The sequence below is a fragment of the Hyalangium minutum genome (assembly GCF_000737315.1).
GTDB lineage: Bacteria > Myxococcota > Myxococcia > Myxococcales > Myxococcaceae > Hyalangium > Hyalangium minutum.
In genome coordinates this window covers 979,457-997,508 of sequence record NZ_JMCB01000001.1, presented here as the reverse complement: position 1 = coordinate 997,508, position 18,052 = coordinate 979,457, and the positions used below count along the sequence as shown (strand labels likewise).

At 68.0% G+C, this 18,052-nt stretch carries 13 protein-coding genes; 9 read left to right on the top strand and 4 right to left on the bottom strand.

What is annotated here, in order from left to right; genetic code table 11:
• The first annotated feature begins 105 nt into the window (after positions 1–105).
• The 3 genes from DB31_RS03750 (at position 106) to DB31_RS03740 (ending at position 3,720) form a co-directional block, all read left to right on the top strand.
• The gene (locus tag DB31_RS03750) at positions 106–717 is read left to right on the top strand and encodes a DUF2381 family protein (protein WP_083967985.1); all 612 of its coding nucleotides are present in this window, start codon (positions 106–108) and stop codon (positions 715–717) included.
• Positions 714–2,453 (top strand): serine/threonine protein kinase, encoded by a 1,740-nt coding sequence (locus tag DB31_RS03745; protein ID WP_044181941.1) that lies wholly within the window; start codon positions 714–716, stop codon positions 2,451–2,453. The genes DB31_RS03750 and DB31_RS03745 overlap by 4 nt, the downstream gene beginning before the upstream one ends.
• A gap of 118 nt (positions 2,454–2,571) precedes the next feature.
• Complete coding sequence (locus tag DB31_RS03740) at positions 2,572–3,720, top strand: serine/threonine protein kinase (RefSeq protein WP_044181935.1); 1,149 nt, start codon at positions 2,572–2,574, stop codon at positions 3,718–3,720.
• A 156-nt stretch (positions 3,721–3,876) separates the two neighbouring features.
• Here the strand turns inward: DB31_RS03740 and DB31_RS03735 are convergent, their stop codons facing one another.
• Both DB31_RS03735 and DB31_RS46280 read right to left on the bottom strand, forming a co-directional pair.
• Positions 3,877–4,635, bottom strand: a complete 759-nt coding sequence (locus DB31_RS03735) for a DUF5953 family protein (RefSeq protein WP_044182380.1) — start codon at positions 4,633–4,635, stop codon at positions 3,877–3,879.
• Positions 4,632–5,258 (bottom strand): DUF6310 domain-containing protein, encoded by a 627-nt coding sequence (locus DB31_RS46280; protein ID WP_338034278.1) that lies wholly within the window; start codon positions 5,256–5,258, stop codon positions 4,632–4,634. The genes DB31_RS03735 and DB31_RS46280 overlap by 4 nt, the downstream gene beginning before the upstream one ends.
• A 626-nt stretch (positions 5,259–5,884) precedes the next feature.
• Between DB31_RS46280 and DB31_RS03730 the strand changes: the two genes are divergently transcribed.
• Positions 5,885–6,565, top strand: coding sequence for a hypothetical protein (locus tag DB31_RS03730; protein ID WP_044181931.1), 681 nt, complete (start codon positions 5,885–5,887; stop codon positions 6,563–6,565).
• A gap of 49 nt (positions 6,566–6,614) precedes the next feature.
• On the opposite strand, the gene DB31_RS03725 is transcribed toward DB31_RS03730, so the two are convergent.
• The gene (locus tag DB31_RS03725; RefSeq protein WP_157231792.1) at positions 6,615–7,997 is read right to left on the bottom strand and encodes a hypothetical protein; all 1,383 of its coding nucleotides are present in this window, start codon (positions 7,995–7,997) and stop codon (positions 6,615–6,617) included.
• Positions 7,998–8,338: 341 nt separating this feature from the next.
• Between DB31_RS03725 and DB31_RS44475 the strand changes: the two genes are divergently transcribed.
• From DB31_RS44475 to DB31_RS03705, 5 genes are all read left to right on the top strand, one after another.
• Positions 8,339–8,983, top strand: coding sequence for a peptidoglycan-binding domain-containing protein (locus DB31_RS44475; protein WP_052419687.1), 645 nt, complete (start codon positions 8,339–8,341; stop codon positions 8,981–8,983).
• 121 nt (positions 8,984–9,104) lie between these two features.
• Positions 9,105–9,275: a hypothetical protein gene (locus DB31_RS48555; protein ID WP_157231791.1), complete on the top strand. Its 171-nt coding sequence runs from the start codon at positions 9,105–9,107 to the stop codon at positions 9,273–9,275.
• 359 nt (positions 9,276–9,634) lie between these two features.
• The gene (locus DB31_RS47765; RefSeq protein ID WP_169787004.1) at positions 9,635–14,215 is read left to right on the top strand and encodes a Kelch repeat-containing protein; all 4,581 of its coding nucleotides are present in this window, start codon (positions 9,635–9,637) and stop codon (positions 14,213–14,215) included.
• A gap of 8 nt (positions 14,216–14,223) precedes the next feature.
• The gene (locus DB31_RS03710; RefSeq protein WP_044181925.1) at positions 14,224–14,421 is read left to right on the top strand and encodes a hypothetical protein; all 198 of its coding nucleotides are present in this window, start codon (positions 14,224–14,226) and stop codon (positions 14,419–14,421) included.
• Positions 14,422–14,521: 100 nt separating this feature from the next.
• Positions 14,522–15,049, top strand: a complete 528-nt coding sequence (locus DB31_RS03705; RefSeq protein WP_044181922.1) for a DUF2267 domain-containing protein — start codon at positions 14,522–14,524, stop codon at positions 15,047–15,049.
• A 39-nt stretch (positions 15,050–15,088) separates the two neighbouring features.
• On the opposite strand, the gene DB31_RS03700 is transcribed toward DB31_RS03705, so the two are convergent.
• Entirely contained in the window at positions 15,089–18,031 is a 2,943-nt protein-coding gene (locus DB31_RS03700) for a DUF5011 domain-containing protein (RefSeq protein ID WP_044181919.1), read from the bottom strand.
• Positions 18,032–18,052: the final 21 nt, after the last annotated feature.

Sequence of the window (18,052 nt, the reverse complement as noted above, 5' to 3'; positions counted from 1 at the left end):
GCCTTGGCGGCGCACCGCCACGGCCTCCAGCCTCCCTCGCTACTCCCGAGCTTCGAGACCGCTCCGGCTGCTCTGGCTGCTTGAGCCGGTGAACTCTTACGCTCGATCATCGTCCAGGCTGCGGCGGACTCCCGGGTCGGCGAGCGTCACGAGCTGGCGGTCTTCTTCGCGGATGGGAGGGCCCCCGCTCGGGCCGCGTTCGTGCTCGTCATGGACCCGGCCGAAGTGGACCTCCGGATCGATGTGAAGCGCCCCGAGCCGCCGGCGGCGTGCCCCCCCGAAGTGCAGCGCCCCGAGCCCAGGCCGGAAGACTTCGTGCTGAAAGGATACGTGAACGACCGCGGCGTTCAGACCGCGGTCATTGAGCCCGTCAAGGACCGTGCGCAGGGACTCTGGACGGACCGGGGCGTGTCCTATCGCGGCAATGGGTGGGTGCTTTTCGACGTCGTGATCAACAGTTTTCCCGGTCGCCCGCTCTTTGCGCCACGTGATGCGACGTTGACGGGAAAGGGAGGAGTTCCGCTGCGGGCACGTCTCGTGACAGCTGCGGTGGATGCGAGCACTCCCGAGGGAGTGATTCGGGTGCTCGTCGTCGCGGAAGAGCCGCCCCCGAGTGCCGGACTTGTCTTCACGGTGGAAGTGGACGGGGGGGATGGCCGCAGCCTTGTCATTCCACGTGCGAACCTTCCCAAGCCCGTTGAGGAGGGCAAGCCATGACGACGCTTCTCAGGCTCCCTTCTGGCACCGTCATTGACGGTTGGCACGTCCTGAGGGAACTCGGCGACGGTGGATCCGCAGTCGTCTACCTGGTGCAGAAGAATGGGCAACTCCGAGCGCTCAAGGTGGCGCGGCATCGCGATGCCAGCGGCGACGACATGCAGACGCATGCGAGGGCGATGCGTGAATTGACGGTGCTGCTGCTGTTGATGGAACAGGGCCACCCGAACATCATCAAGCCGCTGGGGTATGGCTACGCCGAAGCTGGCAACATGTACATCGCGCTCGAGTACGTGGAAGGCTGGACGCTGGGCGAGTGGCAGGAAAAGAAGCACCCCACGGTGCATGAAATCCTGGGTGTCTTCGTGAAGATTGCCTCTGCTCTCAGGTACATGCACAGCAAGGGCATCCTGCACCGGGACTTGAAGCTGTCCAACGTGCTGATCCGAAAGAGCGACGGCGAGCCGATCCTCATCGACTTCAGCTGCGCGACCCACACGCAAGCGGCGGAATTGACCCAGAGCGGCCTGCCCCCTGGAACGGATCGGTTCCGCGCACCTGAGCAATTCCAGTTCCTGCGCGAGCACAGAGACGAGCACCGGGCGCGTTACGCCTTCCAGGTGGCTGACGAGCTGTTCACCGTCGGCGCGATGCTCTACGAGCTGCTGACGGATCCGCGGCCGACGGAGACGCGCCCGCGGGAGAGTCTGAACAACCCCTTCGCGCCACCTTCTCCGGTGCGAGAGCTGAACGCGCGTATTCCCGAGGCGCTCAGCGACCTCGTTGACGACCTGCTGTCCCGAGATCCCACGAGGCGCCCGGTGGATACGGCGGCCCTTCACCGCGAGCTGACGGGACTCCATGCAGACCCAGGGGCTGAATACGGGGAGCCCGCGCATCCCCCCTCAGCGCAGCGTCAGCCTAGGTTGCCCGCCGGGAGGGCGGTTGCCCGCGCCCATCGCTCGGGGAAAGTGCTCGCGGCGGGGGGGGCCGCCTTCATGCTTGCCGCAGTCGTGGCGCTCTGGAGCCGTTCGGATGCGCCAGAGCCGCCCACAGCGCCACGGGCGACCGGTACGTCGAGCCTCTTCCGTGTCGAGCCTTCCGGGCCGCCCGCTCCTGATATGTCACCCGCCACCGCGCCTGGGGTCGGCACAGAGCCGGTCCCTGTCCCGGAACAGAAGGAAGGTTCAACCGTGAAGACTCCGCCCCCCGAAGACCCGAAGCCAGCACGCCGACAGAAGCCCGCCCCCGGCTCGGATCTGCGCAAAGTCGTGCCACTCACGTGTGCCCTCGCGGCGGGATGCACCGGGCCCCAGGTGCGACCCGAACCGTTCACCTGCCCGGAGGGCGCGGTCGCAACGCGAAAGCAGCTCCGCTGGGGTGAGTCCCAACACTTTAAGGTTGTGGCTGATGACCGATACGCTCGGCTAGAGGACGTGTGGCTTCGCGCGGGCGACACGGTCGTCGGGGTTGTTCCGGACGCCATCCTCCCGGAGCAGCGTGAGGTAGCGCCCCCTGGGACGCGGTTTTTCGGCGGCAAGGTCTACGTCGTGCCCGGGGAGACGAAGACTGGCAAACCGGGCCAAGTCTTCGTGAGGTATGACCGGGTGAAGCTGCCGCGGCAGGACGAGCTTCCCGTTTGCTTCATCATCGACTTGGGTGCTGACGAAGTGAAAGACGGTGCCGCGAGAATCTTTAACAGTACGACCGGATCTCCCGTGGATTACTGGCCCTGAGCGGTCCTGCAAGGCGACGTGGCAGGTCGGCGGGCATTCCCTCCGACCCCATCTCGTGGGTAGTGTGCGCGTGTCTCGTCCTGGCATGGTGCCCGCGCGAGCGAGGGGAGGAGCGAGCATGGCCGCAATCGAGTTCAAGCTACCCAAGGGGGCGATTCTGTTCTCCGACAGGGAGGGGGTGGCTTACGAGTTCCGCGAAGACTTGGGCGAGGCGCATCACGGCCTGAGTTTGTTTGTGGCGCGTCGTCGAGTCGATGGGCACCCGAAGGGGAAGGTGCTGCTCAAGGCGGTCGGCTCGCCGAGGGTGGAGGACGGGAACCGCGTCTTCAAGGCTCGGGCGAAGCTCGAAGAGCAAGTGCGGCTCGCGACGTACCTTCAGCACCCGGGCATCCTCCGCGTTCACGGGCTGCACAAGACCGAAGAGGCTTGGTACGTCATCACCGATCATCCGACAGGGCAGGGGCTGGATGAGCTGCTCGGAGTCGTTCAGGAGTGCCGCCGCTGGTTCTCGCCCCTCTTCACGGTGTACGTCGGCGCGGCAGTGGCGAGCGCCTTGGAGCACGCGCACACCGCGAAGAACGAGAAGGGGAACCCGCTGGGAATCGTCCACCGGGCGGTCGACCTGTCTCACGTCTTCGTGGATGGGGAGGGCCGGGTTCAGGTCTCCGATTTCGGGCTGGCGCTCTCCACGTTGAAGGGCCGCGTCGTCTCCACCGTGCGTCGCCCCAAGGGGGATACCTACTTCGCGTCGCCGGAAATGCTGCTCGGCGGCCGGGTGGATGCACGCTCGGACCTCTTCGCGCTCGGGCTCGTCATGCTCGAAATGGCCACGGGGAAGAACCTGCTGGATGCGGATATGGGCGTCTCGAGCGCGGCGAAGGCGGCGCTGCCGAAGCGGCAGGCCGCCCGCGTGGAGCGCGCGATCCGGCGTGCCGAGCTGGCCGGATGTGACGCTGCGGTCGAGCAGACGATCTGGCGTGCGGCGACCTACACACCGGAAGACCTGGAAGTGCTCCTGGCGGGCCTGCCCGATATGTTGCGCGTCCCCCTGAGCAAGCTCTTTCAGCGCTCGAAGGCCGCGCGTTACCAGACAGCAGGGGAGCTGGAGACGGACCTGCGCCGATGGCTCTCGGGGCAATTCGGCCAGAGTGAGGCAGCAGCCGAGCTGAAGAGCCTGAAGGCCCAGGCGGGCGAAGCCCTGGTTGAGCTGGGCTTGCGGCGCCCCCGTCGTCTCGGGCAGGGCGCCGCCTCCATCACGACGGCCTGAGCGGCGCCGTCCCGTGCCGGCTCCCTGTTCCCAGGTGGGAGCCGGACACAGTTCGATGGAGATCCAACCCAGGCGTCTCCGCTCAAAAGCGGCGGGTTCGATTGCCGCCGCCTCCAAGCAGAGCAACCCGCCGCTATTGCCTCGGCTGCCAATCGGTCACCGTGCCGCGCGCCCGCCGATCTCCGGGAAGCGCTCGTAGGCCCGCTTCAGCGTGTCCAGGTGCGCGGGGTTGTCGAGATCGAGCGGCGCATCGGTGAGCTGCACGACCCATCCGCCCGACGACGTGCGCCGCGCCCGCGTGAGCAGCTCCAAGTCGCGGGCAGGGTCAGGGAACCCAATGGCTTCTGCGGTAGCGGCCGACCAGTAGTTCAGCCAACCCAGGTGATACGGAATCTCTGGCGAGCGCAGAGACTCTGGGAGCTTGAGCGCTGGCAGCCCTCGTGACGGTTCCCCCGGCTTACGCACCGGGTCCCTCGTCTGCCGCGAGATCTCCACACCCGTTTCGAAGGGCGTCGCTTGTCCCCAGAATGCACGAGCACTCTCTGCGATGCCCTCCAGTACATTCGCTGCCGCGGCGATGCCACCCGCGTCCAGTGGCAATTTGGCGTGGACGTCAAGCTGCGCTTGGCCACCTGCTCCAGAGCTTGCCGAAAGTGCCAACCCGGAGATCATCACGGGGTAATGCTCGTCATTGTTGCAGACGAGAGGAAAGCCTCCGTTTTTCTTGGCCCGGGCGAGCCATGCATCGCGCTGCGGCAGATGGATGATTTGATGATCGTCAGAGACGGTCCACTCCAGCCGCAAACCGGGGAGCGCGCGTTCCATGGTATGGACAACAGCCACAGGGCGGCTGTCGTCGCATACGAGCGCAGGCGCGTGGACTTTGATACCGAGGGTGTTCTGCATCATCGTCATTTGCACCACGGCATGAGAACAACAGTGAGGCGGGGCTCTGCTTCCTCCAGCATCTTTTTGTGCACTTCGGTACGAACGCCGATGGCAAAATCATAGCCGCAGGCCGCCGCAAGTTCGCGTTCTCGTAGCCCTTCTTCTACTTGCTGGGCGAGTTCCATCTGCTGAACGAAGGGATTGTAGGTTTCAATGGCGGTGGTTTTGACCTCCCACAGTCTTCGCGTGGCAGGTTGCAGCGCGTCGAAAGCCTTGCCGTTGACGAGCGCGTTGGCGCCACGGAAGGCGTTGCCAGGAATCGCGTCAGCGCACTTGTTATGGAAGGGGTGTCCACCCTTGGGAGGAACCCGTCTGGGAGTGCACTCGGGGCGGCGGTCATGCGGCTCCAATTCTGGCGGCTCTGGGGGAAACCAATCCCGGCCCAAGCCTCTGGGCGTGGGCTCGCCGTTCGCCACGGGTTCCTCCGCATGGGATGGCCGTGTCTGAGTCGTCTGCTTCGCACGCTCACGGGATGCGTTCCGTTCGTAAGCCTCCAGCCCTTCTGTGATGGCAGCAGCCACCACTACGGCTCCCACCACAATCACTGCGCCGACGACGATCTCAGGTGCCGCAAAGACACAGAGGGCCACGGCTGCGGGAGCCAGCGCCGTAGAGGCTACGGCGCACCTTCCGGTAACATCGCGAAACTTGACTCTTTTGTGATCGAGCGCGTGAAAGCACCGCTCCGCCAGGACAGGCCATTCGTTGGAAGCTTCTCGCACTACGCAATGCCCGTCATCCGTCCAGGGATACTGGGCTGCGCGCTGAAGGTTGGCGAATCTCGGACTCGGGGGCTCCATCTCTCCCGGGGTCGGCTCCATTGTGGCGCAGGCCGAGAGCAGGAGCAGTACCAGGGGGGCGCTGCAAGTTCGGAGACGCATGGCCACGTCCTTTCAATCAAGCGGAGGGCTGTGGGTCAAGGCTCGCCCCTCTGGAGGAGGGTGACGGCGGTGCACCGGGTGGAGAGGGTGCCATTGAAGGAGGCGGGACTGGGGCGCACCGCTAACGCCTGGAGCCGCACCAACGTTCCCTCGCGCAGGTGGGGCAGCGCACTGAGCGGTGTGGGAGCAGCAGTTCCTCAACACGCCCCCGCCGAAGTGAGGTCGCTGCGGCGGGTTCGATTCCCGCCGCCTCGGGGGGACACGGTCCCGCCGGTGACGCGCACCGTGGAAGTCCTCGACTGCCCCTGGTAGCCTCCTCCCAAGGAGTCCGTGCCATGGCCGATGGCTTCGACACTTCAAAAGGCCCACGTCCCGTAAGCGCTGCGTCGCAACCCCTCGTTCAGATCGACGCCGCCCTCCGCCGCACCGGCGTGCCCGATGCGAAGCGCACTCGCGTCACCACGCACCTCCAGAGCCTGACCGGCGCCGAACTCCAGCGCGAGCTCCTCCTGCTTCAGCACGTGCTGGCGACTCCCAACGCGAAGCCGGCCATCGGCACCTATGTGCGGGTGCTCGACATGGCCCAGGAGAGCCCTCGGGCCGCGCAGCGGTTGCCGCCGGAGATCCGGCATGCGCTGGCCAAGGGGGTGGCGGATCCACGCGCCACGACGACCACGGGGCACGAGGGCATCCTGGTGCAGCCGCAGGCGGAGCTGGCAGCTCAGACGCTGGTACACATGCCCCAGGCGCAGTTCCAGCAAGCGAAGGCCCTGCTGGAGCGGGCGGGGCAGGGCGGCGCACATGGCCTCAATGAGGCTCGGGCGGATGCCGGGGCCGAGCGCGCCTACATCCTCAAGTTCATCGCCCAGCGCAGCGAGCGGCTGCGCGCCACCCCTGCGGACGCGAACGCCAGGGGCTCGGACACCGAGGCCAGCCGGGCGATGGATGAGATCTCCGGCATTGCCGATGACATGCGCGCCATGAGCCGCACCCATCTCATCCGCATGAACTCATAGGGCCGCTCCACGACTGTCACCCCGCAGCCCGAGCTCCTCTTCTCCTGAATTACGGGATAGGGGCTTGCGAGCGCAGGCGGATCTTCGTGAGAGGGGGCGAGGTCGACGGGGAGATATTGCCCCAGTAGAAGGTGGGGCTGGCGCGGAGGGAGTGCACCTCCGCGTCCAGGTGCTCGAAGAGGATCGCCCGCCGCTCGGCGGACCAGAAGGCCACCGCGGTGAGCGAAGCGCTGAAGTTGCCGGACTGGTTCGCGTAGATGGCCGGCACGACGGAGGGGGTCACCATCGGTGGGAAGGTGAGGAGGGCCTGGGCGCCCAGCGACACCGAGCCTGCCTCGACGAGCCGTCCGCCGCTCCACTCCCACCGGTGGATGCTCCCCTGCTCGAGACGGGTGCCGCTCATGAAGGGCGGATCCCGTGTCCAGAGGACCTGGGGCTCGAAGCCCACCACGTCTCCCCCCAACTGGAGACAGGTCTCCGGCGTGCGCTGAAGCCTGCCCGAGTCGAGCTGGTACGGGCACGCTTGAATCACGGACTGGAAGTTGACGGCCTGGCGAGTCACCAGGATGAACTGGCTGCCTTCACGCAGGAGCAGGCCGTGAGGGTCCCCTGCGAAGCCTACCGAGGCAGCGGGAGGGGTCCAGGGCGTGACGCCCGCGGAGGCCAGGGTGCCGCCGCTGAAGGTGTAGAGCGCCAGGGAGTCATCATGGACAGCGGCCAGCTCCTCCGCCGAGGCCAGCAGGAACGTGGCATTGCCCTGCGAGTGGTTCAGCGAGCCCGTCATGACCAGGGCTGAGCCCGTGTCCACGTAGCGCTCGAGCGCCGTGCTGGACAGCACCCAGATGACATCTCCGGCGACGGCCAGGCGCGCGTTGGGGAAGGTGGCCACCTGGGTATCGCCGCGCAGCACCGTGGTGCCACAGACCCAGCTGCCCTGCTGGGTGCGCTCCAGCGAGGTGCAAGCCCTGTTCAAGGTGTAGCTGGGCGCGGAGAGGGAGCTGTCCACCACCGCGTGAAAGTCGAACTGGTGAAGGCCTCCCACTTGAGAGAAGGCGACGAGGATGTGGTGCGGGCCAGGCCGCACCGGGGTGAACTGGAGGGTGGCCGGAGCGGTCGCCTCGCCCAGCTGGATCTGCCCTTCGATGGGCTCGCCGCTGGGACCTTCGATCTCAGCCGTGACGGAGGTGGGCAGCGTGGGCTCGCCGCAGACCGACGGATTCACCGGCGTGATGCGCAGGGTGAACCGCTGGCCTACCTTCATCAGCCCCGAACTCTGGCCGGTGCCAGGGGACGGGACAGGGCTGACCCCGCAGATGGGCGGATCCCCTATCGGCTCGTCCGAGCAACCAGTGAGCCCCAGCATCACGAGCAGGCAGAGCGCAAGACGAGCATTCCGTACGAGAGCCATGCCGCGAGCATAGGACGCGCTCAACGCCATTCTCCTTTGGGAGAAGCCACTCCGTGTGATTTGGCGGCAACTCTTTTCACTGCTCGTACGAGAATGTGGGTACGACAGGGACGGCGTGCCCCCCGGACGCGCCTTCTCCCCTCTAGGAGCACTTCATGTCCGTCAGCGGTGCGGGTTCGTCCAGAAGCGGCAGCACAGGTGCGTCGAGAAGCGGCAGCACAGGTGCGTCAAGCGGCAGTACAGGTGCGTCGAAAAGCAGCAGCGGAAGCATGGCTGCCGGGCGGGCGGCGGACCGGGCGAGCGTGAGCGGATATTCCGCTGACAGCAAAACTTCGAAGTCTGGCTCGACTTCGAAGACGGGCTCGATGGCCGCTGCGCGAGCGGCGGACCGGGCGAGCGTGAAGGGGTATTCCGCCGAGAGCAGCTTCTCCTCGAAGAACTCGATGGCTGCGGCCCGGGCCGCCGATCGGGCGAGCGTGGCCGGCTACACGAGCGGCTCGCTCCGCAAGGGAACGGCGAACGAGAGCGTTCGGGCGGTGCAGGATCGGTTGCGGTCGGCGGGATTCAATCCTGGAGTGAGTGACGGGAAGTTCGGCCCCCGCACGGAGAAGGCCGTTCGCGACTTCCAGCGCTCGATGGGACTCAAGGCGGATGGCGTGGTGGGGCAGCGGACCTTCTCGGCCCTCAACGGCACCTCACGCTTTGCGCAGAACACCAAGACCCAAGCTGTGAGCACCGAGCCGACGACGGGCCGGCCGTTCGAGGGCATGGCACGGCTCGCGCGAGAGCACGGCCTGACCGTTACCTCGACCACGGGCGGAAAGCACAACACCCGCTCGAAGCACTACCAGGGGCGGGCGATCGACGTGCGCACCCGCGACGTGTCGAAGGCGCGCATCGATGCCTTCATGGCCGATGCCCGGGCGGCTGGCTACACCGTGCGTGACGAGCGGACACGCCCGGCGGGACAGAAGGTCTGGGGCGGTCCCCACATCCACATTGAGAAGTGAGTGAGCGCTGCGCGGAGCACGAGCCCTCTACTCGTGCTCCGCGCATGTCCGCCGCCCTCCTGAGCCGGTTGCGCACCGAGAACCCCGTGTACTGGAGCCCCCAGTTCAACGGCTGGGGCTGATGCGCTACGCGGACGTGCTCGTGGCCGCCAGGGAGCGCCGGCTGATCTCCCCGCCGGGCACGGGCTGGCTGGACCGGCTGCCCGCAGAGCTGCAGAGGCAGTTCCAGCCAGCCCGAGACGCCCTCCGGCTGTGGACGGGACTCAGCAGCGAGCAGGACCCTCTGGATTGAGTGTCGTAGCGGCGCGCGTGCACCTCGTCGTAGGTGGCGCGGACCTGGTCAGGCGTCAGCTCGTCCAGCAAGGCCAGCCGCTCGCGCGTGTAGTCCGAGAACTCCGCGAGACGGAGAGCGCGTTGCGATGCATGGGCTACGTCGTCATCACCCTGCGGCGCCGCCCCCTTGGGCGATTGACGCGCCCTGAGCCTATGAGCTCCCGGTCATTTGATGCCATGTTTGTCTGCATGCGCTCCACGAGAGTGGATCTTCCGAGGCTTGCAGGCCGTCCACCCCAGGTCAGGTAGAATATGAATCATCTCGAGCAGGTACCGATGTCGTGGAGTCTTGCTGATGTTGTCAGGACCTCCGTGAGAGTGCCTGGGGTTGTGCTGCTGGGTCTGCTGTGCCTGTGGAGCGTGGGATGTGGCAACACCGCCGCCGGGAACTCGGGCCAGGAGCTCTCTTCTTGGCAGAGCCCATCGGGCCGCGCCGACACGCTCTCCAGCAGCGTGGAGGGGCAGTGGAGCGCGACGAGCGCCATGGCCGGCTCACGATTGCTGCATACCGCGACGCTGCTGGCGGATGGCCGGGTGCTGGTCACCGGCGGCTACAACCGCTCCACCGAACTGTATGACCCGGGCAGCGGCACTTGGAGCCGCACGGCGGATGCGCTCAACACGCATCGCGCGGCCGCGGCGATATTGCTACCCGATGGGCGGGTCCTCGTCGCCGGAGTGGGGGCAAGGGAATGGAACAGTGGCATCTCCGCGGAGGTGTATGACCCGGGCAGCGGTCACTGGGCGCCCGTGGGCAACATGGTGACGCCGCGGCTCTACCACACGGCGACATTGCTGCCGGATGGGAGGGTGCTGGTGACGGGCGGCGCTGACCAGGAGTACGGGGGCGCCATCCTGTCCACGGCGGAGGTGTATGACCCAGGCAGCGGTACGTGGAGCGCAACGGGGCGGATGGCGGTTGCCCGGCGCAACCACACGGCGACGCTGCTGCCGGGCGGGAGAGTGTTGGTGACGGGCGGCACGGACGGCAGCGGGGGGAGCCAGCGGTCCGCAGAGGTGTATGACCTGGCCACGGGGCGCTGGAGCCCTGCCGGGCAGATGACGGTGGCGCGCGCCTACCACTCGGCCACGGCGCTAGCGGATGGCCAGGTGCTGGTGGCGGGGGGAGGCTCCTCCAACCGACAGGAGAGCGCTTCAGTGGAGCTGTTCAACCCCACCACGGGCAGCTGGACGGTGGGCGCAAGCATGAGCCTGCCACGCCGCTCGCACACGGCAACCTTGCTGCCCCAGGGGCAGGTACTGGTGGCCGGAGGCTTCCACGAGTACACCGGCACCCTCACCGCGGCCGAGGTGTATGAGCCAGCGCAGGGTGTGTGGCGCTCCGCGGGGGCAATGGCCACGAGCCGCTACCTGCACACGGCGACGCTCCTGAGGAGCGGCAGGGTGCTGGTGGCCGGAGGTTTCAGCCCCGGCAATCAGGCCTCCGCGGAGGTGTACATCCCCGCGGGGCCCTCCGCGCCCCAGGCGCCAACGGAGCCAGTGGGTACCAGCGTGTTCCTGCAGGTCGTGGATGAGGCGGGTCACTCGATTCCCGGAGCCGCTGTGTCGGCGCGGGGCGCCGTGTACCCGGTAGACAGCTCGGGCCACTTGCTGCTGGAGGGCCTCGAGTCGGGGCGGCTGCTCGTCCGTGTGGATGCACTGGGGTTCACCTCGGGCACGGCGGTGCTAGAGCTGCAGCAGGGCGCGCACGTGGGCACCCAGGTCACGTTGCTGCCGCTGCCGACGCCCATCTCCTTCCAGGTGGAGCAGGGCGCCGTCCTCCAGACGGGGCAGGTGCGCGTCACCCTGCCGCCCAACGCCGTGGTGGATGCCTTGGGACAGCCTGTCTTGGGCACCGTGGACGTCACCATCGCTCCGATTGACCCCACCACGCAGATGGCCTTGATGCCGGGCCCGCTGGAGGGAGTGCGAGCCACTGGCGGTGAGCGCGTGCAACTGGAGAGCTTCTTCATGGCGGAGGTGAGCCTGTGGAGCGGCGGCGCTCCCGTGCAGTTGGCGCCGGGACAGACCGCGACGCTGGAGTTCCTGCTGCCGCAAGCGCTGGCCAGCCAGTTCGAGGTGGGCGACACCGTGCCGGCGTGGTGGTTCGATCTGGACGCGGGCCAGTGGAAAGAGGAGGGCGCGGGGACCATCCAGCCCTCGCAGACACAGCCGGGGAGGCTGGCCTGGGTCGTCCAGGTGCGCCACTTCACCTGGTGGAACTGTGATGCGCCCTGGACGGACAAGAGCTGTGTCGACGTGCGCGTGGTGGACGAGCAGGGGGCCCCTGTCGCGGGTGCCCAGGTCTTCGCCGAGGGGGTCACCTATTCGGGCAACAGCTCGCCCCGGTACACCGGCGCGGGGGGCCGTACGTGCGTCGAGATCAAGCGCGGCCACACGGCCACCGTCTACGCCGGCCGGGACGGCCCTCTGTCTTCGATGGCGACGGTCACAGGCTCTCCGCAGGCGGCCATCTGCGGCAGCGGCCCCTGCGCCGAGGTGCAACTCGTCGTGACAGCGCCCATTTGCACGCCAGGGGCCTATGAGCTTTGCCCGTACTCGGGCCCCGCGGGGACCGCGGGCCAGGGGCTGTGCCGGGCCGGGCGCCGGCAGTGCAACGTCCTCGGCACGGAGTGGAGCGCCTGCCTGGGGGAGGTGCTGCCTGCGGCGGAGACGTGCCAGCGGCCCTTTGATGAAGACTGCGATGGGGCGGTGAATGAGGGCTGCAGCTGTTCCGACTACCAGGGCCAGCCCTGCTATGGGGGCGCCCTCTGGACCCGTGGCGTAGGCATCTGCCGCGCGGGCACCGTGGCGTGCGATCTGTTCGGCAACGTCACCTGTCAGGGCCAGCAGCTGCCTCAGCCAGAGGACTGCTCGACACCGGTGGATGAAGACTGCAATGGCGTGAGCGAGAGCTGTGAGCCTGTCGCCTGGGAGTGGATCAGCACGGGGCCCATGGCCTCCTACCACAACCTGCACACGGCGACGTTGCTGCCCACGGGGCAGGTGCTCATCGCAGGGGGACTCAACTCGCAACCGACGGAACTCTACACGCTGGCCACCAGCGCCTGGAGGGTGGTGGATTCCATGAACACCCCTCGCGGCGGCCACACGGCGACGGTGCTGCCAGATGGCCGTGTGCTCGTCACCGGGGGATACGACGACAGCTGGAGCGCGCTCTCTTCGGCGGAGGTGTACGATCCGGCCACCGAGAGCTGGCGCCTGGTAGCCGGCATGGGCGAGCGCCGCGCGCACCACCGGGCGGTGCTGCTGCCCAACGGGAAGGTGCTCGTCGCGGGGGGAGTGGGCCTCAATGATCCCGTCGCGTCGGCGGAGATGTACGATCCGGCGACCGAGACTTGGAGCACGGTCAGCTCCATGAGCTCGCCTCGCATCCTGTATACCGCGACATTGCTCACCGATGGCCGGGTGCTCGTCACCGGAGGAGTCGCCAGCGACGGTCGCGTTCTCTCCTCGGCGGAGGTGTACGATCCGGCCACAGGCACCTGGAGCGAGGTGAGCTCCATGACCGTGGCTCGCAACTGGCATGCCGCGGTGGTGCTGCCCGGAGGCCGGGTGCTCGTCGCGGGAGGAACCGGCTCCGCCTCTAACGATACGTTGGCAGAGGTGTACGACCCGGAGACCGACACCTGGAGCAGCGCCGGCTTCATGAACTCCGCTCACTCCATGCCCACGGCAACACTGCTGCCCAGTGGCTTCGTGCTCTTGACGGGGGGCAGTGCTTGGGGGGCAGGCGAGGAACTCTACAACCCGGTGACCGGCACGTGGAGCGTCGCCAACCCTACTGTGTACCCGTACTCGCTCTTTGGCCCGCACACGACGACGCTGCTGCCCAATGGCCAGGTGCTCGCCTTAGGGCCGGCGTCGGCGGAGCTGTACGCTCCGGCATCGGGCTCCTGGGCCCTGACGGGCGCCATGACCTCCGAGCGCTTCTTCCACACGGCGACGGCGCTGTCCAATGGCCAGGTGCTCGCAGCAGGGGGGATCGACAGGGGCAGCGGCCTGCTTGCCTCGGCGGAGGTGTATGACGTGGCAGCCGGCACCTGGAGTGCGGTGGGCTCCATGTTCACGTCTCGTTACGAACACGCGGCGACGCTTCTGCCTGATGGCCGGGTGCTCGTCACTGGCGGGTACGGCCCCAATGGGGGCTTGGCGTCTGCGGAGGTATACGCGCCGGTGCTGGGCACCTGGAGCACGGTGTTCCCCATGGCGGTGCCCCGTTTCAACCACACGGCGACGGTGCTGCCCAACGGGCAGGTGCTCGTCGCCGGAGGACTCAGCGACAGCGGGTACCTCGCGTCTGCGGAGGTGTACGATCCGGCCACGGGCACTTGGAGCCCTGTGGCCTCCATGTCGCTGCCCCGCTCCAACCACACGGCGATGCTACTGCCCAACGGGCAGGTGCTCGTCGCCGGGGGCTCCGGCGGCAGCGGGGAGCTTGCGTCTGCGGAGGTGTACGATCCGGCCACGGGCACCTGGAGCCCTGTCGCCTCCATGGCCACGCCGCGAAGCCAGCACACGGCGGTGCTGCTGCCCAACGGGCAGGTGTTCGTCACGGCGGGCAGCTCAGCGGAGGTGTACGACCCGGTGACAGACACCTGGCGTGGTGTCGTCTTCGCGAGCTCGGCTTCCAGTCTCGCTGCGGTGGTACAGGTGAGCGACCGGGTGCTCGTGGCGGGAGGGCTTGGGAGAAGCGGCCTGCGCACGGTCGCGGACGTGTACAACGCGTTCTCGGGCACCTGGAGTCCTGCCGGCACCACGACCGTGCCTCGCTTCTACCACCAGGCGACGTTGCTGCCCAATGGGCGGGTGCTCGTCTCTGGGGGGCTCAACCCCAACGGTGGGGATGCCTTGGTAACGGAGTTGTACACGCCGTAAGGCTCTCTGTGTCCGATTACGAGGACTTGCGAGCGGACTTCTTGCGAGCCCCTGTCTTCTTCGCCGCTGGCTTCTTCTTGCTGGCGGCCTTCTTCTTGGAAGGCCAGCCCTTCCCCGCCTTCTTGCGGCGGTTGATGTTGGCGACGACGAATGGCTGCCATGCGTCGCAGCAGGAGAGCTACCGCGAGGGCGGGGGGAGCGCTTGAAAGAGCCACCCTGGGCCTGCCGGGCTCCGCTGCGCCGCCGTCCACCGGTGTGCACCCTTGAAGAAAGCGGTCCTGCGTACCGCCCAAGGAGATGAGTGCCATGGCGGAGAACATGGAGCCCCCCCAGGAAGCCGGTGTCGGGATCACCGAATCCGAGCTGGACGAGCTGGAGACCCAGGCCCTCTTCGACGCGCTGAGGGGCAGCGGGCAACTCCAGAGCCTCGGGCTCACGGACAACGTGGAGGAGACGGTCCAGGCGATCCTCTGTGCCCTCCGCCGCAACCTGCGCCTGGACCAGGTCGACATCATCCGGGGCCTGCTGCCGGGCAACGTCGACCTGATTTTCGCGACCTGCGAGCGGGCTCACGGCAGGCGCTTGGTGCCGAAGGAGTTCCAGCGCGACCTGTTCTTGGATGACCTCGCCGAGCACCTTCGCATCTCGGGCGACCAGGCGCTCACCGTGGCCCAGACTTTCTTCCAGGCGATGCGCTCCCAGCTTGCCGAAGGGGACTTCAACGACGCCTGCCTGTTCCTCAAGTCCGAGGACCTGATGGACCTCCTGCGCTACTCGAACCCACTCACGGAATCAGCGCATGAGATAGAGCGACGGCCTGCCCCTCTCTCATGAGGAGAGCAAGGGCAGGCCGCCTTCATTCCTCTGCCGCTGCTACCAGGGGCAGTTCACGACATCCACGGTGCGCGTGATCGGCGTGGCGCTGTTGCCGCCCGCGTCCGTCAGCGAGTAGGTCACCGTGTACGTGCCTGCTGCCCAGCCGTTCACCTCGCCCGTGCGCTGCACCTGCGCCGACACATTCGCGTAGCACTCGTCCGTCGCCCGCCAGCCGGGTTCTTGCCACTGGCTGCCGCACGTGTGCGTCATGTGCGCGTCGCCCAGGAGCGTCAGCGTCGGCGGCCTCCGGTCATCCACGATCACCTCCCGGGTCGCGGTCACCGTCTGGCCCAGCGCGTCCCACGCCGCGTACGAGACAGAGTACGTGCCCTCGTAGCGCAGGTTGGGGCCCGGCCCGGACGAGTCCGCGCCCGTGTTGTACGCGTGCACCTCGATCGCGTTGCCGCACGCGTCCACGGCCCTCGCACCCGGCTCGATGTACGGGCCCGAGCCGCACTCCAGCGTCAGCGGCGAGGACGCGGTCAGCACCAGGATGGGCGCACCCGCCTCGCTGCACGTCTCCGGCATCTGCGGCACGCTTCCCAGCCGCGGGTCGCTCACCCGCCGCGCCCGGGCGCGCGTCTTCTGCACCATTGCGTCGAACTGCGAGTAGCTCACCAGGAGCTGGCCCGGGCTCACCGCCGCGATGTTGCCCCGGTACGTCCCCGCGGAGGTATGCACCCGCGACAGCGAGAGCTCCGCGTCCGCATCGACGACGCCCTGCGCGGACACGCGCGTGCTCACCAGCGTGCGGCCCCCGCTCCTCGTGGCCTGCCAGCTGATCCGGTAGTCCTGCCCGTCGAACGTCGCGTCCGCGGGCGCCTGAACGGACGGACCCACGAGGAAGTCCGACGTGCCCAGCAGGGCGCCATCCGAGGCCCTCAGCAGCCGGGCCCGCAGGTCCGCGCCGCTGGTCCAGGCGACCAGGAACTCCCCGTTGTGGGCCGCCACCGCAGGGTTCACCTCCCAGGCGGAGGTCGCCGCCACGGAGAGCGGCGAGGCATCCAGCAACTGCCCCGTCGCGCCATTGAGGCGGGCCGCCTGGACATCCGTGTTCTGGGTCCAGGCCACGAGGGAGATGCCGTTCGTCGAGGCCACGCGAGCGTCGCTACCGCCCGGGCCGACGATCGTGGCGTTGGTGTCAAGGAAGGTGCCGTCCGGCCGCACGCGGATGGCCTGCACGCCCGAGTCGACGGAGTCGCTCGTGTACCAGAGGCCCTGCCACGCCACCACGTAGTTCGTCCCATCGAAGGCCACCGCGGGATGCAACTGGGGCAGGCCCACGGAGGCCCCCACGGCCGGGCGGCTGATCAGCAGCGGCGTGGCATCCAACACCGCGCCATCCGAGGCCCGCACCCGAGCGCCGAAGATGAGCGGGACGGCGTCGATGCCCTCCCAGACGACCAGGAAGTTCGTGCCATCGAAGGCCACCGCCGGCGAGAGGTCCGCCGAGGGCACCGAGGTGCCAATCCGCAGCGGCGTGGCATCCAGCAGCGCGCCGTCCGTGGCCCGCACGCGCACCCCGAGGATGTCCGGCCGGTTGCCCGACGTGGAATTCACCTCGGACCAGACCACCAGGTACAGGTCATTGCCCGCCGCGGCCGCCGTCTCGAGGTGTTGCGTGCCGGTGGGGGCCAGACTCACGGCGAGCTCCGGAGAGACGTTGGACGGGCCCTCCGTCACGAGCCGGAAGCGGCCGCGGGACTTGGAGAGCGCGGTGTCGTACGCCGTATAGGCAGCGAGGTAGAGATTCGAGCCCGCCGCGGCGATGCCCCCGCGCAGGGCCTGCGCGGAGGAGGGGTCCGCAAGCAGGAGCTCCGTGTCCGCCGCCACCGTCCCATCTCGCGCCACTCGCGTCGTCAGCACCTTGCGAGCCCCCTCGCGGGTGGCTTGCCACAGCACGCGGTAGTTCTCGCCGTCGAAGGTCACCTCAGGCGGGGCCAGCGCCGCCGGGCCCACGGAGAAGTCCGCCGAGCCCAGCTTGGCGCCCGTCTCGGCGTTCAGCCGGCGGCCCCACAGGGCGTTGTCCGCGCCGATCCACACCGCCAGGAACTCGCCGTTCTGCCCGGCCACCGCGGGGCTGTTCTCGTTGCCGGACGTCGCCGCCAGGGAGATGGGCGTGGTGTCCAGCCGGGTCATCGAGTTGGCGCGGATGCGCATGGCCTCGACGTTCTGGTTCTTCTGCCAGGCCACCAGGTAGATGCCGTCCACGTAGGCCACGCGCGAGTTGCTGCCGTCCCGGGCGAGCAGAGCGCTGGAGGCGTCGATGAAGGTGCCGTCCGTCCGCACGCGGATGCTCTGCACGCCGGTGCTGACCGGGCCGTTCTCGTAGTAATTGCCGTGCCACGTCACCAGGTAGTACGTCCCGTCGAAGGCCACCGCCGGGCTGAACTGGGGAAGCTGGTACGGCCCCATGGGCGTGCGGCTGATCAGGAACGGCGAGGTATCCAGCACCACGCCATCCGAGGCCCGCACCCGGGCGCCGTAGATGGCAGGGACGCTGCGGATATCGGTCCAGACCACCAGGAAGTTCACGCCGTCGAAGGCGACGGCAGGCTGATACTGGGTGGTGGAGCCCGTGCCGATGAGCAGCGGCGAGGTATCCAGCCGCTCGCCATCCGAGGCCCGGATGCGCACGCCGTAGATGTCCGGGCTGTGTGTATCGGAGGTGTCCATCCACACCACGAGGTAGAGGCCATTGCCGGCCGCCACCACGGCGCCCTCCTGATGCGTGGGGTTCGAGGCGGCCGGGTTCACGGCGAACTCGGGCGACAGCTCGGGAGTCCCGGTGAGGGGCTGTGTCTGGGAAACGGGAGGCGCTTCGGAGGGTGCTTCAGGAGTAGCGGGGCTGCACGCTGCCAGCACGGCGCACAGGATGAGCCAGCGGGGTGAGACGATCCTGCGGTGAGCGGGCGCGGTACGAAAGTCCACGATCGTCATGGGGTCCTTTCCTGCCTTCTC

Coding starts and splice junctions, on each gene's coding strand:
- DB31_RS03745 (WP_044181941.1), top strand. CDS start 714: ATGACGACGCTTCTCAGGCTCCCTTCTGGCACCGTCATTGACGGTTGG.
- DB31_RS03740 (WP_044181935.1), top strand. CDS start 2,572: ATGGCCGCAATCGAGTTCAAGCTACCCAAGGGGGCGATTCTGTTCTCC.
- DB31_RS03735 (WP_044182380.1), bottom strand. CDS start 4,635: ATGACGATGATGCAGAACACCCTCGGTATCAAAGTCCACGCGCCTGCG.
- DB31_RS03730 (WP_044181931.1), top strand. CDS start 5,885: ATGGCCGATGGCTTCGACACTTCAAAAGGCCCACGTCCCGTAAGCGCT.
- DB31_RS44475 (WP_052419687.1), top strand. CDS start 8,339: ATGGCCGCTGCGCGAGCGGCGGACCGGGCGAGCGTGAAGGGGTATTCC.
- DB31_RS48555 (WP_157231791.1), top strand. CDS start 9,105: ATGCGCTACGCGGACGTGCTCGTGGCCGCCAGGGAGCGCCGGCTGATC.
- DB31_RS03705 (WP_044181922.1), top strand. CDS start 14,522: ATGGCGGAGAACATGGAGCCCCCCCAGGAAGCCGGTGTCGGGATCACC.
- DB31_RS03700 (WP_044181919.1), bottom strand. CDS start 18,031: ATGACGATCGTGGACTTTCGTACCGCGCCCGCTCACCGCAGGATCGTC.